This is a genomic window from Pseudomonas sputi (genome assembly GCF_021603585.1).
GTDB classification, from domain to species: Bacteria; Pseudomonadota; Gammaproteobacteria; order Pseudomonadales; family Pseudomonadaceae; genus Aquipseudomonas; species Aquipseudomonas sputi.
Genome location: NZ_BQHI01000013.1, coordinates 10,884 through 34,377 on the forward strand (window position 1 = coordinate 10,884; position 23,494 = coordinate 34,377).

Annotated in this window: 23 protein-coding genes; 15 read left to right on the forward strand and 8 right to left on the reverse strand. The window is 61.0% G+C overall.

What is annotated here, in order from left to right; genetic code table 11:
• Window positions 1-152 precede the first annotated feature (152 nt).
• Window positions 153-3,065, reverse strand: coding sequence for an aminotransferase (locus L6D81_RS18200; protein WP_236181323.1), 2,913 nt, complete (start codon window positions 3,063-3,065; stop codon window positions 153-155).
• A 181-nt stretch (window positions 3,066-3,246) separates the two neighbouring features.
• Between L6D81_RS18200 and rfbC the strand changes: the two genes are divergently transcribed.
• The 4 genes from rfbC (at window position 3,247) to L6D81_RS18220 (ending at window position 7,589) form a co-directional block, all read left to right on the forward strand.
• A complete protein-coding gene (rfbC, locus tag L6D81_RS18205) occupies window positions 3,247-3,792 on the forward strand; it encodes a dTDP-4-dehydrorhamnose 3,5-epimerase (protein WP_236181324.1) in 546 nt (181 codons plus the stop codon).
• Between the two features lie 107 nt (window positions 3,793-3,899).
• Window positions 3,900-5,708, forward strand: coding sequence for a sensor histidine kinase (locus L6D81_RS18210; RefSeq protein WP_236181325.1), 1,809 nt, complete (start codon window positions 3,900-3,902; stop codon window positions 5,706-5,708).
• Window positions 5,705-7,093 (forward strand): sigma-54-dependent transcriptional regulator, encoded by a 1,389-nt coding sequence (locus tag L6D81_RS18215; RefSeq protein ID WP_236181326.1) that lies wholly within the window; start codon window positions 5,705-5,707, stop codon window positions 7,091-7,093. Before L6D81_RS18210 ends, L6D81_RS18215 begins: the two co-directional genes overlap by 4 nt.
• A gap of 40 nt (window positions 7,094-7,133) precedes the next feature.
• Window positions 7,134-7,589 carry a thioesterase domain-containing protein gene (locus L6D81_RS18220; RefSeq protein WP_236181327.1) on the forward strand — a complete coding sequence of 152 codons (456 nt, stop codon included), beginning with the start codon at window positions 7,134-7,136 and terminating at the stop codon, window positions 7,587-7,589.
• Window positions 7,590-7,602: 13 nt separating this feature from the next.
• Here the strand turns inward: L6D81_RS18220 and cysQ are convergent, their stop codons facing one another.
• On the reverse strand, window positions 7,603-8,436 hold the full coding sequence (gene cysQ / locus L6D81_RS18225; protein WP_236181424.1) for a 3'(2'),5'-bisphosphate nucleotidase CysQ: 834 nt from the start codon (window positions 8,434-8,436) through the stop codon (window positions 7,603-7,605).
• A 1-nt stretch (window position 8,437) separates the two neighbouring features.
• Window positions 8,438-9,007: an ADP compounds hydrolase NudE gene (nudE, locus tag L6D81_RS18230; protein WP_236181328.1), complete on the reverse strand. Its 570-nt coding sequence runs from the start codon at window positions 9,005-9,007 to the stop codon at window positions 8,438-8,440.
• Window positions 9,008-9,095: 88 nt separating this feature from the next.
• Between nudE and yrfG the strand changes: the two genes are divergently transcribed.
• Window positions 9,096-9,758, forward strand: a complete 663-nt coding sequence (gene yrfG / locus L6D81_RS18235; RefSeq protein WP_236181329.1) for a GMP/IMP nucleotidase — start codon at window positions 9,096-9,098, stop codon at window positions 9,756-9,758.
• 56 nt (window positions 9,759-9,814) lie between these two features.
• Here yrfG and lysM read toward each other — a convergent pair whose 3' ends face one another.
• On the reverse strand, window positions 9,815-10,255 hold the full coding sequence (gene lysM / locus L6D81_RS18240) for a peptidoglycan-binding protein LysM (RefSeq protein WP_236181330.1): 441 nt from the start codon (window positions 10,253-10,255) through the stop codon (window positions 9,815-9,817).
• A gap of 137 nt (window positions 10,256-10,392) precedes the next feature.
• Between lysM and L6D81_RS18245 the strand changes: the two genes are divergently transcribed.
• The 4 genes from L6D81_RS18245 (at window position 10,393) to L6D81_RS18260 (ending at window position 15,325) form a co-directional block, all read left to right on the forward strand.
• The gene (locus tag L6D81_RS18245) at window positions 10,393-11,280 is read left to right on the forward strand and encodes a LysR family transcriptional regulator (RefSeq protein WP_236181331.1); all 888 of its coding nucleotides are present in this window, start codon (window positions 10,393-10,395) and stop codon (window positions 11,278-11,280) included.
• Window positions 11,281-11,372: 92 nt separating this feature from the next.
• Window positions 11,373-12,212, forward strand: a complete 840-nt coding sequence (gene fdhD / locus L6D81_RS18250) for a formate dehydrogenase accessory sulfurtransferase FdhD (protein WP_236181332.1) — start codon at window positions 11,373-11,375, stop codon at window positions 12,210-12,212.
• Entirely contained in the window at window positions 12,209-14,557 is a 2,349-nt protein-coding gene (locus L6D81_RS18255) for an FdhF/YdeP family oxidoreductase (RefSeq protein WP_236181333.1), read from the forward strand. The genes fdhD and L6D81_RS18255 overlap by 4 nt, the downstream gene beginning before the upstream one ends.
• Window positions 14,558-14,845: 288 nt before the next feature.
• The gene (locus tag L6D81_RS18260; protein WP_085698021.1) at window positions 14,846-15,325 is read left to right on the forward strand and encodes a glycine zipper domain-containing protein; all 480 of its coding nucleotides are present in this window, start codon (window positions 14,846-14,848) and stop codon (window positions 15,323-15,325) included.
• Window positions 15,326-15,390: 65 nt separating this feature from the next.
• On the opposite strand, the gene L6D81_RS18265 is transcribed toward L6D81_RS18260, so the two are convergent.
• The 3 genes from L6D81_RS18265 to L6D81_RS18275 all read right to left on the reverse strand — a co-directional run bounded on the left by L6D81_RS18265 (window position 15,391) and on the right by L6D81_RS18275 (window position 19,115).
• Entirely contained in the window at window positions 15,391-15,822 is a 432-nt protein-coding gene (locus tag L6D81_RS18265) for an acyl-CoA thioesterase (protein WP_236181334.1), read from the reverse strand.
• Between the two features lie 31 nt (window positions 15,823-15,853).
• On the reverse strand, window positions 15,854-17,077 hold the full coding sequence (locus L6D81_RS18270; protein ID WP_236181335.1) for a 3-hydroxyacyl-CoA dehydrogenase: 1,224 nt from the start codon (window positions 17,075-17,077) through the stop codon (window positions 15,854-15,856).
• A 109-nt stretch (window positions 17,078-17,186) separates the two neighbouring features.
• Entirely contained in the window at window positions 17,187-19,115 is a 1,929-nt protein-coding gene (locus L6D81_RS18275) for a RecQ family ATP-dependent DNA helicase (protein WP_236181336.1), read from the reverse strand.
• Window positions 19,116-19,349: 234 nt separating this feature from the next.
• Between L6D81_RS18275 and L6D81_RS29525 the strand changes: the two genes are divergently transcribed.
• Window positions 19,350-19,484, forward strand: a complete 135-nt coding sequence (locus tag L6D81_RS29525) for a hypothetical protein (protein ID WP_276574216.1) — start codon at window positions 19,350-19,352, stop codon at window positions 19,482-19,484.
• Window positions 19,485-19,501: 17 nt separating this feature from the next.
• Here the strand turns inward: L6D81_RS29525 and L6D81_RS18280 are convergent, their stop codons facing one another.
• Window positions 19,502-20,005, reverse strand: coding sequence for a polysaccharide deacetylase (locus L6D81_RS18280; protein ID WP_236181337.1), 504 nt, complete (start codon window positions 20,003-20,005; stop codon window positions 19,502-19,504).
• 301 nt (window positions 20,006-20,306) lie between these two features.
• On the opposite strand from L6D81_RS18280, the gene L6D81_RS18285 reads away from it, so the two are divergent.
• The 5 genes from L6D81_RS18285 to L6D81_RS18305 all read left to right on the forward strand — a co-directional run bounded on the left by L6D81_RS18285 (window position 20,307) and on the right by L6D81_RS18305 (window position 23,335).
• Window positions 20,307-20,588 (forward strand): hypothetical protein, encoded by a 282-nt coding sequence (locus tag L6D81_RS18285; RefSeq protein ID WP_236181338.1) that lies wholly within the window; start codon window positions 20,307-20,309, stop codon window positions 20,586-20,588.
• 102 nt (window positions 20,589-20,690) lie between these two features.
• Window positions 20,691-21,818, forward strand: a complete 1,128-nt coding sequence (locus L6D81_RS18290) for a hypothetical protein (RefSeq protein ID WP_236181425.1) — start codon at window positions 20,691-20,693, stop codon at window positions 21,816-21,818.
• 343 nt (window positions 21,819-22,161) lie between these two features.
• On the forward strand, window positions 22,162-22,461 hold the full coding sequence (locus tag L6D81_RS18295; protein ID WP_007952679.1) for a hypothetical protein: 300 nt from the start codon (window positions 22,162-22,164) through the stop codon (window positions 22,459-22,461).
• A 158-nt stretch (window positions 22,462-22,619) separates the two neighbouring features.
• A complete protein-coding gene (locus tag L6D81_RS18300) occupies window positions 22,620-23,063 on the forward strand; it encodes a hypothetical protein (protein ID WP_236181339.1) in 444 nt (147 codons plus the stop codon).
• The gene (locus L6D81_RS18305; RefSeq protein WP_074689455.1) at window positions 23,063-23,335 is read left to right on the forward strand and encodes a type II toxin-antitoxin system RelE/ParE family toxin; all 273 of its coding nucleotides are present in this window, start codon (window positions 23,063-23,065) and stop codon (window positions 23,333-23,335) included. Before L6D81_RS18300 ends, L6D81_RS18305 begins: the two co-directional genes overlap by 1 nt.
• The last annotated feature ends 159 nt before the right edge of the window (window positions 23,336-23,494 follow it).

Below are 23,494 nucleotides of genomic sequence, written 5' to 3' on the forward strand. Positions count from 1 at the left end.
GGTTGTTCAATGCGCCGTACAGGGTACGCACGACGGACTATGGCGACTTTATAAACGATAAATATCGACTTTAGAAGCCAAAATAAAAAAGCATTCTCAATTTAACTCGATAAATACCGATACAAATCGGCATTTATCGGTTCCATATCGCCTCAAAGCCCTTCTTCAAGCACCTTCGCCAGCATGTCGACGAAGAAATCCACGCTCTGGCGCGAAGTGACCATCGGCGGCTTGATCTTCAGGACGTTCAGGTAATCGCCGGTCGGCTGCATGAAAATCCCCAGCTCCCGCAGGCGATCGCACAACAGCGTGGTTTCCTCGGTTGCCGGTTCCAGGGTTTCCCGATTGCGGATCAGCTCGACCCCCAGATAGAAACCGGAACCGTGCACCGCACCGACCAGCGGATATTGATCGATGAGTGCCTCCAGCCGGGCCTTGAAGTGAGCGCCGACCACTTGGGCGTTTTCCCAGAGTTTTTCTTCTTCCATCACATCGAGCACCGCCATGCCGATCTGGCAGCTCACCGGACTGCCGCCGGCGGACGAGAAGAAATAGCCCTCGGCCTCCAGCGCCTCGGCGATTTCCCGGCGAGTGATCACGGCGCCCAATGGCTGGCCGTTGCCCATGCCTTTGGCCATGGTGATGATGTCCGGCACCACGCCTTGCTCTTCGAACCCCCAGAAGAAATGGCCCATGCGTCCGTAACCGACCTGCACCTCATCGGCGATGCACACGCCGCCACGGGCGCGCACCATTTCATAGACTTTTTTCAGGTAACCCGGCGGCAGCGAAATCCCGCCCGCATTGCCGTAGACCGGCTCACAGATGAACCCCGCCAGCTGGCGTTTCTGCTCATCGAGCTTCGCCAGATGCTGTTCGACGCTGCGCACGTAATCCAGCGCCGAATCCGCGCCGCGAAATTCGCCGCGATAAGTGTTCGGCGCAGTCACCGCGTGCACCCAGTCCGGGCGACTGCTCAGGGCTTGCGGGTTATCGGCAATCGAGGTCGAGACTGCGTCCGCGCCGACTGTCCAGCCGTGATAGGCCTCCAGCACGCTGATCATGTCGCGCCCACCGCTGGCGGCCCACGCCAGGCGAATCGCCAGATCGTTGGCCTCGCTGCCGCTGTTGACCAGGAACACCCGATCCATGCCCTCCGGCGCCAGTTTCAGCAAACGTTCGGAAAACTCGGCAACGGCGGCATAGTTGAATCGCGAGTTGGTGTTGAGCAGCGACCACTGCCGGCTCGCCACCGCCGCCATGCGCGGGTGACCGTGGCCGAGCACCGCGACGTTGTTGAGCATGTCGAGGTAGGAGCGGCCCTGCATGTCGATCAAGTGATTGCGCCAGCCGCGCTCGATGCGCGGCGGGTCGACGTAATAGTGCTTCTGGGTACGGGCGAAACTGGCGTCGCGACGCGCCAGCAGGGTTGCTGCGTCCAGTTCGGGTTCGGCGTCACAGGCCAGGCCTAGCAGCGCTGCCGACGAGGGGGACAACGCCTGCCATGCCGCCGCGCGGGTCGGCGTGCAGAACAGCGGTGCTTCAAGCTGTGCGCCACGAATCAACTGCACGATCAACGGGCCGTCCACCGACCCCAACACCTGGCCTTTGACCAGCGCAGCGCCGCCGTGCAGGGAAGGTTCAACGCCCCACAGGAGCAAGCTCAGTTGCGGACCCTCGAGTCGCAGCGCGCCGTCGGCTGAAAAGTGCAGCACGCCCGCGAACGGTGCCTCCACCGTCGAACCCTGGGGGACATGCAATTCGACGTGCAGCGGGAACGTCTCTGGTTCATCGGCGCTGTCAGGCCGGGTGCGCGACAATCGGTATTGCCCGTATCGGCTGGCCGCCAGACCGTGGATAGCGGCGGCCTCGCTCAACAGGCGCTGATCGATGCCTGGCTGCTCCCAGTTGCCCGCCTCGAAGTGTGCGCTCAACACACCCAGATCGATCAACGCGAATTCGCGCCCGACCAGACCGGGCAACAACGGCGCAAAACCTTCACTGTCGATGGCCGGTAATGTCTGCCCCACCGCCGTGAGAATCGCCGCCTCCATCAATGCCAGCGGCACCGACGTGGCGACCCGGAAGATTTCCCATTCGTGGGTCAGGTTATCGCGGCTGTAGGTATTGCCCGGATCAATGCTGACCTGTTGCTCGCCACTGAGCACCAGCACCGCGGCCCGCGCCACGATCAGCGGCCACAGTGCCAGCAGTTCTTCGTGTTGCAGCGGATTGACCGCGTGATAGGCCTGCACCGCCGGCAGAATCACGAACGGATCGCCTGCGGCGTGATGCAGCAGCGCGGCGCAGGTGACCGACAGGTCGGTAATGCGCCAGGTACGCACCAGATCGCCGAAATCGATAACACCCTGCAACTGCCAGTGCCGCCGGTCGTTGCGCTGCCAGACCACGTTGTCGTCGGTGATGTCCATGTGGATCGCCTGCACCGGCAGCTTCTCCACCAGCGGCTGCAAACGAAGTCTGGCCTGTTCGGCGACCTCGGCGATCAGCGTGCGCTGGCGTTCGTCTTCGATGACCGGCAGCAGGTGCTCGATCAGGGCGCTGGCGTGACGCGCGTCCCATTGCAACGTGCGCTCGAGCCCCGGATGGTCGAACCCGGCCAGGGCCAGATCCATTTCGCCGCAGAGCCGGCCGAACCCGGCGACAACGTCGTGGCCAAGGTGATCGAGCGCCGTCAGCGGCTGGCCTTCGATGTAATCGAGCAGTCGCACGTGCACCGACTCTCCACCGACGTCCAGGGTCAGCAGGTCAGTGCCGTTACTGGCCGCGATCACCCGAGGCACCTTTACCGCGCCGTGCTCGGCCAGGTATTTCAGGCCCGCATGCTGGGCCTGCAGTTCAACCAGCGAATAGTCGCCCCGGCAGATCTTCAACACGAACCGCCCTCGCTCGCTGTCGACCCGGTAATTGAGGTCCTGCTGGCTGCCCAGGGCCTGCAACGTGCCGTTCAGTCCGTAATGCTGCGCCAGCAGATGCCGGGCCTGCTCCACCGAAACCTGAGGGCTGGGCAAACTGGCGCGATGAATCAACGTGGCGAACGACATGGAACGACCCCTGAAATTTTATTAGGCGCCTATATCGCCATTGCTTCGGGCGATAAGCAACCCCCGACCATCCGTCTCCCGGTGCCCTGCGAGGCAGGCGGATTTGCAAGCCCCTCTCGCGCACACCGGCACTTTGCGCAAGAATGTCGGGCCATTCACAACCTGCCACTGGAAAACCTCCATGAATGTAATCACCACCGACCTGCCTGGTGTCCTGATCATCGAACCCAAGGTGTTTGGTGACGAGCGCGGGTTCTTTTACGAAAGTTTCAATGCCAAGGCCTTTCAGGACGCGACCGGTCTCGACACGCAGTTTGTGCAGGACAACCATTCGCGCTCGCAGAAAGGCGTGCTGCGCGGGCTGCATTACCAGCTGGAAAACACCCAGGGCAAACTGGTCCGCGTTACGGCTGGCGAAGTCCTCGATGTCGCCGTGGATATCCGTCGCAGCTCGGCGCATTTCGGTAAATGGGTCGCCGTGCGCCTGTCTGCCGAAAACCATCGCCAATTGTGGGTACCGGAAGGTTTCGCCCACGGTTTTGTGGTACTGAGCGAATTCGCCGAATTCCTCTACAAGACCACTGACTATTACAACCCGTCGTCCGAACGCAGCATTCGCTGGGACGATCCGGATCTGGGCATCGACTGGCAGCTGGACAAAGCGCCAAAACTGTCGGCCAAGGATCAGGCAGCCGCCCTTCTGAAGGACGCCGACGTCTTTTCCTGAAAATCCTGTGTGAATCTTCAGCGCCGCTGCACACCCGGCCACGGGTGCGCAGACTGCGTCGGCAAGCCTAGGCATAATGCGCCTGTACCCACAGGCGCTCGATGCTCATGACTCCACCCCTTCCCCGCCGCCCCCGCTGGCGCAGCCTCGCCCTGCTGGCCCTGTGCCTGGCCCCGTTGCTGTGGCCGCTGGAACACCTGGCCGAGCGCTATTACCGCAGCGAACTGGCCGGACAGAACCGTCAGACCCTCGACCTCTACGTCGCCAACCTGCTGGGCACGCTGCATCGCTATGAAGTGCTGCCGCAAATCCTCGGCGACCTGCCAGCGCTGCGCGCAGTACTCGGGGCGCCGGACGACGGCGTAACCCAGGGCAACGCCAACCGCCTGTTGAAGAACATCGCCGCGCAGACCGGCGCCGAAGTCATGTACCTGATGGACACCAGCGGCCAGACGCTCGCGGCGTCGAACTGGGACAAACACGACAGCTTCGTCGGCCGCAACTTCTCATTCCGGCCGTACTTCAGCGAGGCCATGGCCGGCCGTCTCGGGCGTTTTTTCGGTCTGGGTACTACCTCTGCCAAGCGCGGCTACTTTTTCGCTGCGGCCGTACGCAGCGGCGAAAAAATCATCGGCGTGCTGGTGATCAAGGTTGATCTGGACCACACCGAAAGCCTGTGGGGCAAAACCCCGGAACAACTGCTGGTGACCGACCACAACGGCGTGGTCATCCTTACCTCGCGCCCGGAATGGCGCTTTCGCGCGACTCGCCCCCTGAGTGACGCCGAACGCGCGGCGATTACCGCGATCCAGCCCTACCCGACCCGCGAGCCACGCCCCTTGAACCTGAGCCCGACCGCATGGCTGCCGCAAACCCAGGAGATCGCGGAAACCGGCTGGAGCGTCAGCATTCTCGCCCCGCGCACCTTGATCGACCGACCGGTGCGCACGGTGGTGGCGATCGGCGGCGCCACCTTGCTGGTGGTGATGCTGTTGTTGGGCCTGATGATGCAGCGTCGTCGTCATTACCTGGAACGGATCGCCTTTGAAGCCAAGGCCCGGCGGGAACTCGAAGGCCGAGTTGCCGAGCGCACCAGCGATCTCGAAGGCCTGAACCGGCGCCTGAAGCAGGAGGTGCTCGAGCGCGAGCAGGCCCAGCAGGAGCTGGTGCGGGCCCAGGACGATCTGGTCCAGGCCGGCAAACTGTCAGCGCTGGGGACGATGTCGGCGAGTATCAGCCACGAACTCAACCAGCCGCTGGCGGCGATCCGCAGCTACGCCGAGAACGCCGAGGTGCTGCTCGACCATGAGCGCACTGAAGACGCCCGAGGCAACCTCAAGCTGATCAGCGAACTGACCGGGCGCATGGCGTCGATCATCGCCCACCTGCGCGCCTTTGCCCGCCGCGACCGCCACGCCCCGGAAAGCGTCGCTCTGCAACCGGCGCTGGACGACGCCCTGGCGTTACTGGCCAAACGTCGCCGCAGCATGGATGTCGAACTGATCCGCGACCTGCCGGCCGCCACCCTGTGGGTCGAGGCCGGGGAAACCCGTCTGCGCCAGGTGCTGGGCAACCTGCTGGCCAACGCCCTCGACGCCCTGACGGAAAAAGGCCCGCCGCGCAAATTGTGGCTGAGTGCCGAATCCACCGACGAAGGCGTCAACCTGTACATTCGCGACAATGGCCCGGGTTTCTGCATGGAAGCCCTGGGCCGCGCCAGCGAACCGTTTTACACCACCAAGACCCGCACCCAGGGTCTCGGTCTGGGGTTGGCCATCTGCGAAACCCTGATGCGCGCCTTCGGCGGTGAACTGTCGTTCGCCAACCACAAGCAAGGTGGCGCCCTGATCACCCTGCGGCTGCGCGCCGGCGCGCCCGGGGTCAGCCTGCAACCGTCCGAGGATCGAAGCGCATGACCATCGACAACCGCATTCAGGTGGTGCTGATCGACGACGATCCGCACCTGCGTCAGGCCCTCGGCCAGACCCTGGATCTGGCCGGCCTGAAAATTCTTCCGCTGTCCGAGGCCAAGGGCCTGGCCGCGCAACTGGAACGCGACTGGCCGGGCGTTGTGGTCAGCGACATCCGCATGCCCGGCATGGATGGCCTTGAACTGCTGAGCGAACTGCATGCTCAGGATCCGGAACTGCCGGTGCTGCTGATCACCGGTCACGGCGATGTACCGCTGGCCGTACAAGCCATGCGCGCGGGTGCCTACGACTTTCTGGAAAAACCGTTCGCCAGTGACGCCCTGCTCGACAGCGTGCGCCGCGCCTTGGCCCTGCGGCGCCTGGTGCTGGACAACCGCAGCCTGCGCATGGCCCTGAGTGATCGCAACGAGTTGAGCGCGCGGCTGGTCGGTCAGTCCGCACCGATGGCGCGCCTGCGCGAACAGATCGGCGCACTGGCGGCGACCAAGGCCGATGTCTTGATCCTCGGCGAAACCGGTGCTGGCAAGGAAGTCGTCGCCCGCGCCCTGCATGACCTGTCGAGTCGGCGTAACGGCCCGTTCGTGGCGATCAACGCCGGGGCGCTGGCCGAGTCGGTGGTCGAAAGCGAATTGTTCGGCCATGAGCCCGGCGCCTTCACTGGCGCGCAAAAGCGCCGGATCGGCAAGTTCGAATTTGCCAACGGCGGCACGCTGTTTCTCGATGAAATCGAGAGCATGAGCATGGATGTTCAGGTCAAGCTGCTGCGCATGCTGCAGGAGCGGGTGGTCGAACGCCTGGGCGGCAATCAGTTGATCCCCTTGGACATCCGCGTCATCGCCGCCACCAAGGAAGACCTGCGCCAGGCCGCCGATCAGGGACGCTTCCGGGCGGACCTGTATTACCGACTCAATGTCGCGCCGCTGCGTATTCCGCCACTGCGCGAACGGGGCGAAGACGCGTTGATGCTGTTCCAGCATTACGCCAATGAAGCCAGCGCCCGCCACGGCCTGCCACCGCATGAACTGCAACCGGCGCAACGGGCCTTGCTGCTGCGGCATTCATGGCCGGGCAACGTGCGGGAATTGCAGAACGCGGCAGAGCGTTTTGCCCTCGGCCTGGAACTGGCCCTGGACAACACGCAGCCCGATGGCAGCCCCGGCACCACCGTCGAGATCACGGCAGGAGGGCTCAGCGAGCAAGTGGAAAACTTCGAAAAATCCCTGATCGCCGCCGAACTGGCCCGCTCTCACAGCTCCGTGCGCAGTCTCGCCGAAGCCCTGGGCATTCCGCGCAAAACTTTGCATGACAAACTGCGCAAGCACGGGCTGAATTTCGCTGGCAGCGGCGGCCACTCGGACGAGTCCGAATGAAACACGCTCAATTCACTTTTCTGCCGCAAGAGGTCCGGGCATGAAGCACGACAGTCGTTATCTGGAATCGGTCCTTCACCACGACATTCCGCTGACCCGGGACATGGGCCTCAAGGTGCTCGACTGGCAGGAACAGCAACTGCGCCTGCACCTGCCGCTGGACGCCAACGTCAATCACAAGAGCACCATGTTCGGCGGCAGCCTGTATTGCGGCGCGGTACTGGCCGGTTGGGGCTGGCTGCATCTGCGATTGAAGGAAGAAGGCATCACCGACGGCCACATCGTGATCCAGGAGGGGCAGATCAGTTATCCACTGCCGGTGACCGGTGATGCCATTGCGATTTGCCCGTCACCGAGCGCAGCGCAGTGGAAGAAGTTTCTGACGATGTATCAGCGATACGGACGGGCGCGGCTGACGCTGCATACGCGGGTCGTCAATACCGGGAGTGATGAAGATGCGGCGACGTTCAGCGGGCAGTACGTCCTGCACCGCTGAAGACTGAGCGAGCTTAAGAGCGGGCGAGCTCCAGCAGCTTCGTCCGCCACGCGGCTTTTGCCGGCAATGCCAGGAAGAAGCCGTTCAACAACGACTCCCGGGGCGGATAACAGAACGCTTCGCCACTCAAGTCCAGCACTTCGCCGCCGGCGCCTTCCAGAACACCCTGCGCCGCCGCCGTGTCCCACTGCGAAGTCGGCGCCAGACGCGGGTAACAGTCGGCCGCACCTTCGGCCAGCAGACAGAACTTCAGCGAACTGCCGATATTGGCCAGTTGCAACTCGCCAAGGCTGGCGCTCAAACCGGCCAGCAGACGTTCCTGTTCCGGGCTCGAATGTCGACGGCTGGCGACCACGGTGAACGCGTCTCCAGGCCCCGGCACGTCACGCACCTGAATCGCCACCGGTGTGCCGCCCGTGTCGCCGCGCCAGGCACCGAGCCCCGCGCCGCCGACGTAAAAGCGCCCGTTGGTCGGCATCGACACCACACCGAACACCACCCGGCCGCTCTCGATCAGCGCGATGTTGACGGTGAATTCTTCACTGCCGCTGATGAACTCCTTGGTGCCATCCAAAGGATCGACCAGCCACCAGCGCTGCCAGCCCGCGCGCACGCTTTGCGGAATATTGGCGTCCTCTTCGGACAACACCGGAATGCTCGGATCCAGCGCCTTCAGGCCTGCCACGATCACATGGTGAGCGGCCATGTCCGCCGCCGTCACCGGCGAATCATCGGACTTGGCGGTGACGGCCACACCGGCACGCCAGAACGGCAGGATCGCCTCACCGGCCCGCAGGGCCAACTCAACGACAGGCGCCATCAACGGATGGGGAAAATTCATCGATATCTCACTCATGACTGAAAAATCCGCGCTGGGTCAGCAGATCGCGGGTCAGGTACAGCGCCGCCAGGGCGCGACCCTCACTGAAATTCGGATGCTGCGCCAACGCCGACAGCTCTCGCAGATTGACCTTGTCCACACGCATCGGCTCGGGTTCATCACCTTCGAGGCGTTCTTCGTACAGATCGGTGGCCAGCACCACCTGGATTTTCTGGCTCATATAGCCGGGCGACAAGGACAACTCGGTCAGATGCTCCAATTGTCGCGCGCCGTAACCGGCCTCTTCCTTGAGCTCGCGTTCAGCGGCGGCCAGCACATCTTCGCCGGGTTCGATCAGGCCTTTGGGCAGCGACAGTTCATATTCGTCGGTGCCGCCGCAGTATTCTTCGACCAGTACCGCGTGCTCGGCATCGAGCATCGCCACGATCATCACCGCGCCGTAGCCGGCGCCCTTGCCGACCAGTCGCTCGTAGGTGCGTTCCACGCCGTTGGAGAAACGCAGCTTCAGCGCTTCGACGCAGAACAGCCGGCTGGTGGCGACGATCTCGCGGGCAAGTACGGTGGGTTTCTGGCGCATGCAAAGCTCCTTGACGTGAACGCGCTACTATAACGCGGCTTTTCCGATTGTTTGCGTCGGATATCCTTCTACCGCTCGAGACGTTGCCATGCCTTCATTACCCTGGTCCGACATCGACACCGTTCTGCTCGACATGGACGGCACGCTGCTGGACCTGCATTTCGACAACCACTTCTGGCTGGAACACCTGCCGCAGCGCTACGCCGAACTGCATGGCGTGAGCCGGGCCATGGCAGACATGGAGTTGCAGCCGTTGTTCGAGCGCCATGCCGGTCAGTTGCAGTGGTACTGCCTGGACTTCTGGAGCGCGGAACTGAAGCTGTCGGTGCGTGAGCTGAAACTGGAAACCGCCCACCTGATCGCCTTGCGCCCGGATGCCGACACCTTTCTGGAGGCGATCAAGCGAGCCGGGAAACGGGTGGTGATGATCACCAACGCCCACCGCGATTCACTGTCGCTGAAACTGGAACGCATCGAACTGGCGCCGTACTTCGAGCGGCTGATCAGTTCCCACGATTACGGTTTTCCCAAGGAGAACCCACAATTCTGGGACGCGTTGCAGGCCGACATCGGCTTCGACCCGGCGCGCAGCCTGTTCATCGACGACACCTTGCCGATCCTGCGCAGTGCGCGGACTTTCGGCGTGGCGCATCTGTTGGCCGTGAAGGAGCCGGACAGCCGCAAAGGGCCGAAGGACACCGGGGAGTTTGTGGCGGTCGAGGATTATCGGGATTTGATTGCGGGGCTCTGATTACCGGGCTCTGAAGACTGCAGGAGCCGCCAAAGGCTGCTCCTGCAGGCGTGTTGTTACTCGGGAATACGCAGCGTCTGCCCCGGATAAATCTTGTCCGGGTGTGACAGCATTGGCTTGTTGGCCTCGAAAATCTTGTTGTACTGGTTGGCGTTGCCATACATCGCCAGGGAAATCGCGCTGAGGGTGTCGCCCTTCTTCACGACCACAAAACGCGCCGCCGCCACAACCGGCCCGGTCACGGTGATCTGGTCGTCGACACTGCCGACGCCGGCGATGTTACCCACTGCCAGAAGAATCTTCTCTTTCTCTTCCTGGCTCGCCACTTCACCGGTAACGGTCACCTTGTCCCCGTCCACGGTTGCCTGGACATTCGGGTTACCCAACCCGACCTTGCTGATGTGTTCTTTCAATTGCTCGCTGGCATTGGCGTTGCCGGGGGTCAGCAGGTCGAGCAATTTCTCACCCGCTTCTTTAACAAAGCTCAATAGACTCATGGCGCACACTCCTTGATTTGGGTTCCAGACGCCCAAGCCTAGACCACCTCGGACAAACCCGGTTCCAAGCCGACCAATGACCCTGCCGTCACTCAAGCGGTAGAATCGCCCAACCTTGCCAGCGCCCCGGAGCGAAGATGGACATCAAGCAGCTGAAATTCCTCATCGCCCTCGACGAAACCCGCCATTTCGGCCAGGCCGCCGCCCGCTGCCACATCACCCAGCCGACCCTGTCGATGCGCCTGCGCAGTCTCGAAGAGGAACTCGACCTGCCACTGGTCAACCGTGGCCAGCGCTTCGAAGGGTTTACCGCGCCGGGCGAACGGGTGCTGGCCTGGGCGCGTACGGTGCTGGCGGCTTATGACGGTTTGCAGGCCGAAGCGGCAGCCTGTCGCGGCAACCTGATCGGTACTCTGCGGCTGGGCGTGGTGCCATTGTCGAGTTTCGATGCACTGCCGCTGATGCAACGCCTGCACGCACAACACCCGAACCTGCGCTTCGAACTGTCCTCGCTGAGCTCCGAACAGGTGCTGGAGCAACTGGCGAACAACCGCATCGACATTGGCGTGTCTTACCTGGACCGCCTCGACGGCGAGCGGTTTGAATCCCTGGCGTTCAGCGAAACGCAGATGGGCCTGCTCTACGACCAGCGGTTTTTCAGCTTTGGCCAAGCGCCGCTGAGTTGGGAGTCGCTGATCGAGCTGCCCTTGGGCATGCTTAACAGCGGCATGCATTTTCGCCAGTCCATCGACCATAACTTCCACAGCCGTGGTCTGACGCCGCAGCCGTTACTGCAAACCGACGCCGTCCACCAATTGTTGCAAGCTGTGCACGGCGGCTTGTGCTGCGCGGTGATGCCACTGGATGGCGGTCTGGAAAACCTCACGGACAACCTGCGCCTGCAACCCATCGAAAACGCCCAAACCCTCGCCCGACTGGGCCTGATCATGCGTCGCGGGGCACCCCGATCAGCGCTCGCCGAGGCCTGTTTCGCGCTTTATCAAAAATCACCAACGGACGCTTGATCGACGGCATCTATCGAAGGATCGACACTAGCGATTAGACGCGACATCTTGCCGCGCCTAGTCTTAACGTTGATCAATCCGTCGGTGATGCCATGAACGCCAAGCGCCCGGCCTGCGCGGCGCCTGCTCTCGAAACGCCCGCGCCTGCTGCCAGTCAGACCTACAGTTACAGCGATCTCCCCCTCACGGAATCGGCCAGCACCGCGCTGGCCGAAGAAGTCGCGTTGGCGATTGCCTACAACGGCATCAGTCAGGCCGTGATGCTGGTGACGCCGACCGACCTTGAAGACTTCATCGTCGGCTTCAGCCTCGGCAGCGGCATCATCGAAGACACCTCGGACATCTACGACCTGCAACTGAGCGGTTCAGGCTCGGCGCAATACGCGCAAGTGACCATCGCCAACCGCGCCTTCTGGAACCTCAAGCAGCAGCGGCGACAACTGGCCGGCACCAGTGGTTGCGGGTTGTGCGGCGTGGAGGCGGTTGAACAGGCACTGCCTGATCTCAAGGTTTTGCCCGGCGCCCCCTTGCCGCCCATCGAATGGCTCGACGGTCTGCGCCAGCGCATCGGTGCGTTCCAGCCGCTGGGCCAGCATTGCGGTGCGGTGCACGCAGCGGTGTTCATGAACGCCAGCGGTGAATTGCTGCTGGGCCGCGAAGACATCGGCCGGCACAACGCCCTCGACAAGCTGATCGGTGGCCTGATCCGGCAAAAGATATCCACAGCCGACGGCCTGGCGATAGTCACCAGCCGTTGCAGCCTCGAATTGATCCAGAAAGTCCTGCGGGCCGGGATTCAGACCCTGGTCAGCCTGTCCGCGCCCACCGGTCTCGCCGTGCAATGGGCGCGACGCCACAACCTCAATCTCATCCACCTGCCGCAGAAGAATGCGCCGCGGGTGTATAGCCCAGAAATGGAGAAACACCCGTGAGCCAACATCATCAAGCCGACCAGAAACCCGTTCCGCGCTACAAGCCTTACAAGGGCCCGGCCGGTGGCTGGGGCGCCCTGATCAGCGTGGCCCAGGCCTGGCTGACCAGCGACAACGCGCTGAAAAACCTGCGCATGATGCTCAAGACCAACCAGAACGGCGGCTTCGACTGCCCGGGCTGCGCCTGGGGCGATTCGCCGGAAAGCGGCATGGTCAAGTTCTGCGAGAACGGCGCCAAGGCGGTGAATTGGGAAGCGACCAAGCGGCGAGTGGACGGCAAGTTCTTCGCCAAGCACAGCGTCACCTCGTTGCTGGAACAGAGCGACTACTGGCTCGAGTATCAGGGTCGTCTGACCGAGCCGCTGGTGTATGACGCTGAAACCGATCGCTATAAACCCATCAGTTGGGACGATGCCTACGCGCTGATCGGCAAACACCTGCAAGCGCTGTCGAGCCCGGATCAGGCCGAGTTCTACACCTCGGGCCGCGCCAGCAATGAAGCGGCGTACCTGTATCAACTGTTCGTGCGCGCCTTCGGCACCAACAACTTCCCCGACTGCTCGAACATGTGCCACGAGGCCAGCGGCGTGGCGCTGGCGCAGAGTGTCGGCGTTGGCAAAGGCACCGTGACCTTCGACGACTTCGAACACGCCGATGCGATTTTTGTCTGGGGCCAGAACCCGGGCACCAACCACCCACGCATGCTTGAACCCCTGCGCGAAGCGGTGAAACGCGGCGCCCAGGTGGTGTGCGTCAACCCGCTGAAAGAGCGCGGCCTGGAACGCTTCCAGCATCCACAGCACCCGTTGGAAATGCTCACCAACGGCGACAAACCGACCAACACCGCATACTTCCGCCCCGCGCTGGGCGGCGACATGGCGGTGCTGCGCGGCATGGCCAAGTTCCTGCTGCAATGGGAGCGCGATGCACAGAAGTCTGGCGCACCGGCGGTGTTCGATCACGACTTCCTCAATGAGCACAGCGTCGACGTGCTGGAATACCTCGGTGTCGTCGACGACACACCGTGGGAGCAGATCGTCGCGCAGTCCGGCCTGCCCCTGGTGGAAATCGAACAGGCGGCGCGCATGTACGCCAAAGGCAAGAACGTGATCATGTGCTGGGCGATGGGCATCACCCAGCATCGCCACTCGGTGCCGACCATCCAGGAAATCGCCAACCTGATGCTGCTGCGCGGCAACATCGGCAAGCCTGGCGCCGGTCTGTGCCCGGTGCGCGGCCACAGTAACGTGCAGGGCGATCGCACCATGGGCATCAACGAGCGTCCACCGGTGGCGTTCCTCGATGCCCTGGAGCGTCGCTTCCAGTTCAAGGTACCGCGCCACAACGGGCATAACGTGGTCGAAGCGATTCACGCGATGGCTGAAGGTCGCGCCAAGGTGTTCATCGGCCTGGGCGGCAACTTTGCCCAAGCCACGCCGGACAGCCCGCGCACCTTCCAGGCCCTGAGCAACTGTGACCTGACCGTGCAGATCAGCACCAAGCTCAATCGCAGCCATCTGGCCCACGGCAAGGACGCGCTGATCCTGCCGTGCCTGGGCCGTACCGACATCGACATCCAGACCGAAGGCCCGCAAGCCGTCACCGTGGAAGACTCGTTCAGCATGGTGCACGCCTCCAACGGCCAATTGCAGCCGCTGTCGAACCAGATGCGCTCGGAGCCGTCGATCATCGCCGGCATCGCCGCCGCGACCCTGGGCAGCAAACCGGTGGACTGGAACTGGCTGGTGGCCGACTACCGGCGCATCCGCGAGCTGATCGCCGACACCATTCCGGGCTTCAAGGATTTCAACGAGAAGGTCAAGAACCCGGGTGGTTTCTACCTCGGCAACAGCGCCGGTGCGCGCAAGTGGAACACCACCTCGGGCCGGGCCAACTTCAAGCCGAACATGCTGCCCAAGGACCTGATCCACGAACGCACCCGCGCCACCGGCAAATTGCCGGACCTGATCCTGCAATCGATGCGCTCTCACGATCAGTACAACACCACCATCTACGGCCTCGACGATCGTTATCGCGGAGTGAAGGGACAGCGTGACGTGCTGTTCGCCAACGAGGCGGACATCATTCGTCTGGGCTTCAAGCCGGGGCAGAAGGCTGACATCGTGTCGCTGTGGGACGATGGCCGCGAACGCCGGGTGAAAGGCTTCACGCTGCTGGCGTTCGATATTCCTGCAGGGCAGGCAGCCGCTTACTACCCCGAGGTGAACCCGTTGGTGCCGCTGGAAAGCACCGGGGACGGCAGCCATACGCCGACGTCGAAGTTCATTGCCATTCGCCTGGAAGCGGCGAGTGAAACGGGGCTGATCATGGCCAAACCGGCCTGACCCTGATCGTTCCCACGCTCTGCGTGGGGACGCAGCCTTGGACGCTCTGCGTCCGCAAATCGGACTCGATATATCTCGAACACTCTTTTCAAACGCCCACAAAAAAGGCCGCTTTGCTCACAAAGCGGCCTGTCTGAAGTAGCTAAAGACCGGCGAAAAACCGTAAAGTTCCGCCCAAAAATCAGTAACTTGCAGAAATGCATACAGGTCGTGTTATTCGTCGGATTTCGATTGTCACACCCCATCCAGAGCCTCAGGATCGCGCCGTCATCCCTTTGAGGCTCCTCTATGAAGTTCTCCTCGATTCTCTTGTTGTCCCTTGGCCTGGTCAGTGGCTTCGCTTCTGCCGGAGGCACCACCGAAGCAGGTGTGGGCGGCGCATTGGGCGGGGTTCTTGGCTCGGTCGTCGGTCAATCGTTAGGTGGCAGCACAGGTTCAACCATTGGCGCAGCCCTGGGCGGCGCGGGTGGTAGTGCGGTGGGCGCCGACAAGCGCAGCCGTGGCGAAGCAGCCATCGGCGGTGCGCTGGGCGCAGCCGGCGGCAACGTGGTCGGCCGCAGCATGGGCGGCACCACCGGCAGCCTGATCGGCGCAGCAGCCGGCGGTGGCGCGGGTGGCGCGCTGGGTAACTACATGGGCAACAAGAGCGATGACGATGATCGTCGTTACGATCGTCGCCATGATGATCGTCGCTACTACCGCGACCGTCACCCAGGTCGTGGTCATGCCTATGGCCATCGCAAGCACCACCGCTATTACCGCGACTGAGGCCAGGCCTCATCGACCGGTACACCCAGATCGCAGCTCCCCCGGGCTGCGATTTTTTTTGCCCGTCAAACCACCAGGCGTTCCAGCGCTTCGCGCAATCGGGCCGGGATCGCCACCGGCTGATTGGACGTCCGGTCGACAAACACATGCACGAAGCGCCCGGCGGCACAGGCCTCGTCTTCGTCAGCCTTGAACACCGCCAGTTCGTATTGCACCGAACTGTTACCCAGCTTGCCGACCCGCAGGCCGATCTCGATTCGATCCGGAAAAGCGATCGACGCGAAGTAGTCGCAGGACGAACTCACCACAAACCCCACCACCTCGCCGTCATGGATATCCAGTCCTGCGACCTGGATCAGGTAGGTGTTCACCGCTGTGTCGAAGAAGCTGTAGTAGGTGACGTTGTTGACGTGGCCATAGGCGTCGTTGTCGTGCCAGCGCGTGGTGATCGGCTGGAAGTGCAGGTAATCGCTGCGTTGCGGCATCGGGTTGGACATCAGTGTCGATTCCTGAAGTGATCTGCCCAGTCTAAAGGTAAAAACCCTTGCCTCGCGCCGCCAGCTCGCCGATCAATGGCGCCGGCCGCCAGTGATCGCCCTGCCGGGTCTCCAGCGCCAGCAAGCGCTTGTGAATGTCGGCCAGCCCCTGATCATCCGCCCAGGCCATCGGCCCGCCCCGTTCCGCCGGGAAGCCGTAGCCATTCAGATAGACCTGATCGATGTCATGCGCCGATTCGGCAATCCCTTCCTGCAGGATCTTCGCACCCTCGTTGACCAACGCCAGCAGGCACCGCTCAAGGATCTCCTCGGAGCCGATATCACGGCGATGAAAGCCCAGCCCTTCGCTGACGTTCAACACCAGCGCATCGACTTCTGGATCATGCTCGGCCTGACGACTGCCGGGCTCGTAGTGGTAGTAGCCGTTGCCGGACTTCTGACCGAAGCGGCCCAGTTCGCACAAGCGGTTATCCACCTGAACTTCGGGCGCGTCCTGCCCTTTGCCGGCCAGCTCTCGGGCACGCCACTCAAGATCGATACCGACCACGTCGTACATGCGAAACGGCCCCATGGCAAAACCGAAGCTCTGCAACGCCGCATCGACCTGGTGCGGGTACGCCCCTTCGAGCAACATCTTGCGCGCTTCGAGCACATACGGATGCAGCATGCGGTTGCCGATAAAACCGTGGCAGTTGCCCGACACCACACTGACCTTGCCCATGCGCTTGCCCAGCTCAAGCGCAGCCTCAAGCACAGCCGGAGAAGTTTGTGCGCCACGGACTATTTCAAGCAATTTCATGATGTGCGCCGGGCTGAAGAAATGCAGGCCCAGCACTTGAGCCGGTCGCCGTGTCGCGGCGGCAATGGCGTCGATGTCCAGCGCCGAAGTATTGCTCGCCAGCAGCGCCTCGGGCTTCAGCACGCCATCGAGCTCGCGGAAGATCTTCTGCTTGAGCTCAAGGTTTTCGTACACCGCTTCGATCACCAGATCGACATTACGGATCGCCACGTAGTCCGCCGCCGCACTCACACGGGCGATCCGGGCATCGGCCTCGGCCTGATCAATCCGCCCCTGCCGCACGTTGTGCGCATAGGTCTCGGCCACGGTGGCCAGCGCCTGCTCGAGCATCTGTGGATTGTTATCGACCCACTGCACGGGTACGCCGGCATTGGCCAGGCACATGACAATGCCGCGGCCCATGGTGCCGGCGCCGATCACGGCGGCCTGCTGAATAGCGAAGGATGTCTGGCTCATGTTGTTCTCTTGTTGGCGATCCGAAGACAGCCATCACCATAGTCAGCCACCGGGCATTTTTGAAGTTCATTACCGTGATGATCGACATTCAGCAGATGGATTCGCAATCTCAAAGATGCGTCTGAGCCCAGGCCCGAACCTCGGCGTAGGGATATTCCTCCAGCGCCGCAAATCCGGAAATGGCCCGCGCCTTGAGTTTGGTAAATAGCGGCACGCTGATTCCGCACAGGAACCGGGTCAGCCGCTCGGCCGACGGAGCACTGCCGGTCAGTTGTTGATGCCTGTGGATAAACTCCCCACACAACGCTGCAAAACTTTTATCCACAAGCGCTGGTAACTCCGGAGGTGCCGGGAGCCGGGCGACTTGCCCGTGGCACACAGAACAATGTCCGCACTGCTCGGGCGCATTGTGATCGCCAAAATAGTCGGCTAACCGGTAACCGAGACATCGCTCGGTGGCGAACAGCTCAAGCATGGCGTGAATCCGCGCCACTTCGGTTTGCTCATGACGGGTGAAATAGTCATGCAGTTCAGCGCTCAAGGCCTGGCTGTCGAAGTCGTCGCGCAGGACGTTGTAGACCTCGGTCATCTGCTTGCTTTCAAGCTCGACCCAGCCCTTTTCCTGGAAGTAGTCCAGCGCCTTCACCACCCGATTGCGTTCGGCCGAATACTGCTCGTACATCGCCTCGAAATTCACCGTGGCCCAAGTGCGCGCGCGGCTTGAGGTCTGGATGATCGCAGCGACGAAATCCCTGCGCTCGCCCTCGAAACGCTCAAGCAACGCATCCGGTTCCAACAGGTATTTGAAACGGTATTCAGCGTAGTACGCGTAGCGCGGGGCAATCAGTCCTCGCAACTCCAGCTGCACCAGCAACGTCTTCAAAGGCAACGAGCGAATGTTGCTCTGATCCGCCAGCGGCCCGAGCAGAAATTCCCACTGGCCTTCCGGCGCGGCGGCCTGCAACTCGTCCAGCACATGACGAATGCCGTCCTGTTCCGGCGTGTCGCCATACACGAAGTTCTCCAGCACGTTGAGGCTGTCGCGGTTGGCCAGTACCAGGCAGTCGGACGGTTGCCCGTCACGTCCGGCGCGGCCGATTTCCTGGCTGTAGTTTTCGATGGATTTGGGCAGGTCGAAATGCACCACGTTGCGGATGTCGCTCTTGTCGATGCCCATGCCGAAGGCAATAGTGGCGACGATGCAATTGGACAGCCCACCCATGAAGCGCTTCTGGATGGCGTCCCGTTGCTCATGGGGCAATCCGGCGTGGTAAGCCTCGGCCTGAATGCCATTGCGCTCAAGGTGTTCGGCAATCTGCTCGGCGGTTTTCTGCAGAGTGACGTAGACGATGCTCGGCTGGCCCGCACGCTCGTTCATCCACTCCACCAGCCGTCGGCGCTTGTCCTGCCCACGCACTGGTTCGACCAGCAGATTGAGGTTGGGCCGGTAGAAACCGGTGGTCACCACATCTTCTGCCGCGATGGCGAATTTCGTCTGCATGTCGGCGATGACCTTCGGCGTCGCCGTAGCGGTCAGCAACAGGGTCTGCGGGATATTGAACTGGTGCTGGTAGTCCGGCAGCTTGAGGTAGTCGGGGCGGAAATTGTGGCCCCATTCGGAGATGCAGTGCGCTTCGTCCACCACCAGCAGCGAAATCGGCACCTGCTGCAAAAAGTTGCGAAAGCGCTCGTTCTTCAGGCGCTCCACCGAAATCATCAGAATCTTCAGTTCGCCCGAACGGGCGCGGGCCATCACATCGTTGGCGTCTTCACGGCTCTGGGCCGAATCGATGCTGCCTGCGGATATCCCGTGCCGTCGCAAAAACTCGAGCTGATCCTGCATCAGCGCCAGCAGCGGTGAGACCACCAGCGTCAGATGCGGCAGCAAGAGCGCCGGAACCTGGTAACAAAGGGACTTGCCGGAGCCGGTGGGAAAGATCGCGGCTGCCGAGCGCCCGGCGAGAACAGCGCTGATCGCGGCCTCCTGACCGGGCCGAAACTGTGGATAACCGAAAACCTGTTCCAGGGTGTTGTGCATTCGCTGTCACTCCGTTGACCGCTGTCATGCCAACAGCCTAGCGGGCGATCGCAGCGGGTCGAGAAAAGGTCGGGGGGCAAATCGATACGGGATGATACAGGGTCGTCAACGACGCCAAGGGATCAAACAAATGAAACACTTTGTTCATCGCCGCGTGAATCGACCCGAGGGTAATGTGCGTCACGCCTTGAGCCAGGACGGCTCATGCGCATGGATTTTTACCAAGGAGTGAACATGTCGAACACCTTCAAACTGCCCCTCGCCCTGATCCTGGCCTCCCTGCTGCTGGGAGGCTGTACGCCCTCTCCCGACGATTTTCCGCCGATCCTGGCCAGCGTCGTGACCCTCACCGAAGCGCCCTCGACGTAACCGCCGCAAGCGCTGTGTCAGGGCCGCAATACGGCTACCCGCAGTTGCTCATCCAGTACCCGCTCATGCACATCGAGGCTCTTGCTTGCCCATTGTGCATGAGCCGGGCTGATATCGCCGGTGAAGGCTGCCGACAGTTGACGCAAGTCGGCAACGCTGCGCACCCGGGGGCAAAATGCTTGCCCGTCGCAGTGATTGCTGGCGTTGCGATAGGTGTTGAGCAAGCGATCCCACAGACCGTCGCGCACTTGCCTGATCGTCTTGAGCTGCATTTGCTGCACGCCCAGTCGTTGTGTGAGTTCCGGCTCGTCCAGGGCTTCGCTCGCCAACAGAGCCTTGCCGAAAACCAGCACCTCAGCGCGGGCAGCTGTGTCGATGTCGGCCTGAGTCGCAAGCGCGTCGGGCCAACCGGTGCGCTCCAGGTTGGCGAGCACCAACCCGTTGCCCGTGTCGGAGGCCAACGCCAGACGACAGCCACTCACCCACAGCAAAATGATCGAGGCCATTCGTAGCCACTGCATACCTAATTCCCTTTAAGTCTGTGTCGGACGCCTGGAAACGCCCTACGGATTCTGGCGCGCACCATACAGAGGTTTACTCTGAAACGCCTGATAATCACGTCGGAAAATTCGCCAATAAGGGTTTGGCTTTGAAAAACCGGAAAAACATGTAGGGCAAATGCCCATATCGTGGAAAAACCCTTACGAAATCTGTCCATTGCGGCCGTCTTGTCCCTGCGCTCAGCGCCCTTCTATAGTGGCTGGCGCGACTGAAACACTGTGTCGGCTCACCGAAGCGCTTCGTAAGGGACACACCTTGATCATGAATATGTACAAACCGCTGAATACCCGTTTTCGCCCTCTCAAGACTTGCGACAATGACCAACCGGTATTGGTTATCGACACCGAAGCAAAACCGGGCGACCTGCTCAATGCCGCCGATCAACGCCTGCGTGCCGCCAGCGATTTGCTGGAAACTCTTTACTGCTTGTGTTTCAAACAGGCCGATGTAAAAGACATCCCCAACATCGTCAATGCGCTTTATTTATTGACCCAGGACGGTTGTGATTTGCTGGACGTTGCCAGACAACGAATAAACAACTAACGCCGCCAGCCAAACTTACAAAGTTCGCAACAACCCATCGCTTCCATTACAACAAAAATCGGAACTAGCTTGTCTGCTCTTACATCAACCAAGAGCAATAACATGACGACCCTAACTATTTTCTTCTGCGGTACAGGATCGACCAAGTTTGATAATGCACACGTTAACTATTGGAATGGGGAATTGGTCTCCACACTGGCCTCTCATCACACCGGACGCGAGTTCGCCGACTGGATCGTGGTCGACGGCCCCGGCACCAGCAACCTGCAAGCCGATGAACTGTTCACCCAATCCAAGGATTACGGGCTCAGCGGAACCTTGTTCGGCAAGGGCTGGGAGGAAAACGTCCAGCACGCGGTAAACATCATCAAAGGCCAATGCGACTGGCAGCGCCAGCAACTGACCGAGGCGGAGTACAACCGCCTCAAAGCCGCCGGCATCCCGATTGAAGATGTGAAAGTCGAAGGCTCCTGGCTGTGGCGTAAATATAACTATGGCGATCGCAGCGTCACGCAACAGAAGTTGCAGGAGCAAATTATCAAAACCTTTCGCAAAGACGGCGTTATTCCAACCAAAGTCAATCTGGTGGGCTGGAGTCGTGGCGGTATCAGTTGTCACATGCTGGCCAATGCCATGTTCAACGACCGCGCACTGAAAAATATTCCAGTGAATATCTTTGCCGTTGACCCGGTGCCAGGTATCGGTAACTTTCAGGAACACCGGGTGAAACTCAACACCAACGTAAAGGAGTATGTGGGGTTCTACGCTCGGGATGAACGTTCCAAGGGTTTCAGCTGCGTCATCCCGCAAACCGCGACCGGCACCAAGACCAGCATCTTCCCCATGCCCGGCCGTCACGCCACCCTGGTCGGTAACGCCTCCGCCGACGGCAACAGTGGTCCAAAAGTGCTGGCCGAACCCGGCCTCATCGTCCGCCACTTTGCCGAGGTCTGCCTGAAACGCTGGGGCACCGTCCTCGACAAGAACCTCAACCTCACCGACGCCGACCTTCGCAACCACACCGCCGCCATCGTCAACGCGGCAGCGAAATACAAGGCCATGGAGAAGTGCTCCTACACCTGGTTCACCGAGCTGGATCAAGGCGAACGCTACGTATCGCTGGGCAGCAAAGGCGTGCCGTTCTCGACGGTGAGGGGCGGGATCTACACCCCGGCGACCGGGTTGACGACGAGTGTGCTGGATGTTGAGGGGTATCGGGCGATTCGTTGAAAATCGTGATTGATCTGTAGGAACGGCCTGCCCGAATCTGCATCCCGTTCCTACACGCGGCGGCGCCTTGTCTTCTATCGGCGCCTGTTAGCCCAAATCTATAGTTGTGAGTGTCGCTGCCCAATCAGCGATTCAGGTTTGGTCACCTGAAAAACAGAGATAACTGATACATGCCCTTGTATGCTGCCAAGCTCTTTCTGTCGGCACGCTTTATGGCGGGCTGTGTTTGGGACGCTTCGGCGTACCGGGTTATCTCTGCCGGTTTGACCAACTTGAACACAGTCCGCCTCCACCGCTTGGTCACGGTAGCAGCGGTTCATCGATGCCTACAGAGATAGAAAAAATGAAATCATGGAACGAACTCCACTCCGATCGCTACCGCCCACTCGACTCCAACCTCACCGACACCAAGCCCCTGGTCATCGACACCGAAGCCAACCCGCAAGACATCCTCGAATGCGCCGTCCAGCGCCTGCGCGCCTCCAGCGACCTGCTGCAAACCCTCTACTGCCTCTGCTTCAAACACGCCGATGTCGAAGACATCCCGCACATCACCCACGCGCTCTACCTTCTCACCAAAGACGGCTATGACCTGCTCCAGGTCGCCCAGCAGCGAATGCTCAACTGGAAAGCGCCGGCCTGACGAACTCCTCGGGCAGGCGTGTTCATGGCTAGAACTGCCTGCCTCTATCTCGAACACTGACGCTGACATTTCCGGCGCAACACTTAAGGATCAGAATTTTGCAAACTATTATTGATTGCGTACGATGGGAGCCATTGTTCAACCAAGGGCTTGCCTTCATGACCACTGAAACCATTGATCACAGCACTCTCACGCGACTGTTTGAGAACGGTTCGATCAGTAGCGCACATATCGTCGCCAAACCCGGTGGCTGGTCAATTCAGATTCAGCAAGGAAGCAAAGAATATTCACTGACCGCACAGCGCAGCGGTCAGGTGCGGCTGTTCAAGCGGTTCGAAACACTGGTGACCTACCTGCAAGGAGTGGGCATCAATCACTTCGATGTGGACGCCTCCAGTTATGACCCTCTTCAGATAAAAACCTATGCCCGCCCTGATCGCGCCGAAGCGATGAAACAAGCTCATGAAGCAGCTGCGTATGAGGAATGGGTCAAGCAACAGGTACAAATCAGCATTGATGACCCAAGACCCGGCGTCAGCGATGAAGACGCTCGCAGGATATTTGCCGCCAAGCGGGATGCCCTGCGTCAGCGAGTACGTTGATGAGGTTGGTCTGGCGCCAAGAGGCGCTGGATGACCGAGACAACATCATGGAGCGTATCGGCCAGGAAAATCCCGCTGCAGCGATTGAACTTGATGAGGCCTTCGAACTGAAAGGAGAAAGCGCTCGGCAGCACCCAGCCCTGTATCGAAAAGGTATCGCGGGAGGTACCCGCGAAATCGTCGTCACTCCAAACTACGTCATCATCTACACAGTCAAAGTTGATGTTGTGGAAGTGCTACGAGTGCTGCATACCAGACGGCAATGGCCATGATGGCTGGAGAGAAAATGCTCAGGAGTTCGCGGCTCCTTAAGTAGCATTATTCTGGCTGTTTAACGCGGATTCTGCGGGAATAATGGCAGTTGATCTGACAATGAAGTCCAACCCATCACCCACAAAAAAGCCGCCCTCAACAGGCGGCTTTTTCATTCA

Bases quoted from the DNA above. Each gene is read 5' to 3' on its own strand.
- nudE (WP_236181328.1), bottom strand. From the start codon at position 9,007: ATGCGCCAGAAACCCACCGTACTTGCCCGCGAGATCGTCGCCACCAGC.
- L6D81_RS18220 (WP_236181327.1), top strand. From the start codon at position 7,134: ATGAAGCACGACAGTCGTTATCTGGAATCGGTCCTTCACCACGACATT.
- L6D81_RS18295 (WP_007952679.1), top strand. From the start codon at position 22,162: ATGAAATCATGGAACGAACTCCACTCCGATCGCTACCGCCCACTCGAC.
- L6D81_RS18305 (WP_074689455.1), top strand. From the start codon at position 23,063: ATGAGGTTGGTCTGGCGCCAAGAGGCGCTGGATGACCGAGACAACATC.
- L6D81_RS18280 (WP_236181337.1), bottom strand. From the start codon at position 20,005: ATGCAGTGGCTACGAATGGCCTCGATCATTTTGCTGTGGGTGAGTGGC.
- yrfG (WP_236181329.1), top strand. From the start codon at position 9,096: ATGCCTTCATTACCCTGGTCCGACATCGACACCGTTCTGCTCGACATG.
- L6D81_RS18300 (WP_236181339.1), top strand. From the start codon at position 22,620: ATGACCACTGAAACCATTGATCACAGCACTCTCACGCGACTGTTTGAG.
- L6D81_RS18265 (WP_236181334.1), bottom strand. From the start codon at position 15,822: ATGTCCAACCCGATGCCGCAACGCAGCGATTACCTGCACTTCCAGCCG.
- L6D81_RS18245 (WP_236181331.1), top strand. From the start codon at position 10,393: ATGGACATCAAGCAGCTGAAATTCCTCATCGCCCTCGACGAAACCCGC.
- rfbC (WP_236181324.1), top strand. From the start codon at position 3,247: ATGAATGTAATCACCACCGACCTGCCTGGTGTCCTGATCATCGAACCC.
- L6D81_RS18260 (WP_085698021.1), top strand. From the start codon at position 14,846: ATGAAGTTCTCCTCGATTCTCTTGTTGTCCCTTGGCCTGGTCAGTGGC.
- L6D81_RS29525 (WP_276574216.1), top strand. From the start codon at position 19,350: ATGTCGAACACCTTCAAACTGCCCCTCGCCCTGATCCTGGCCTCCCTG.
- lysM (WP_236181330.1), bottom strand. From the start codon at position 10,255: ATGAGTCTATTGAGCTTTGTTAAAGAAGCGGGTGAGAAATTGCTCGAC.
- fdhD (WP_236181332.1), top strand. From the start codon at position 11,373: ATGAACGCCAAGCGCCCGGCCTGCGCGGCGCCTGCTCTCGAAACGCCC.
- L6D81_RS18290 (WP_236181425.1), top strand. From the start codon at position 20,691: ATGACGACCCTAACTATTTTCTTCTGCGGTACAGGATCGACCAAGTTT.
- L6D81_RS18275 (WP_236181336.1), bottom strand. From the start codon at position 19,115: ATGCACAACACCCTGGAACAGGTTTTCGGTTATCCACAGTTTCGGCCC.
- L6D81_RS18210 (WP_236181325.1), top strand. From the start codon at position 3,900: ATGACTCCACCCCTTCCCCGCCGCCCCCGCTGGCGCAGCCTCGCCCTG.
- L6D81_RS18270 (WP_236181335.1), bottom strand. From the start codon at position 17,077: ATGAGCCAGACATCCTTCGCTATTCAGCAGGCCGCCGTGATCGGCGCC.
- L6D81_RS18285 (WP_236181338.1), top strand. From the start codon at position 20,307: ATGAATATGTACAAACCGCTGAATACCCGTTTTCGCCCTCTCAAGACT.
- L6D81_RS18200 (WP_236181323.1), bottom strand. From the start codon at position 3,065: ATGTCGTTCGCCACGTTGATTCATCGCGCCAGTTTGCCCAGCCCTCAG.
- L6D81_RS18215 (WP_236181326.1), top strand. From the start codon at position 5,705: ATGACCATCGACAACCGCATTCAGGTGGTGCTGATCGACGACGATCCG.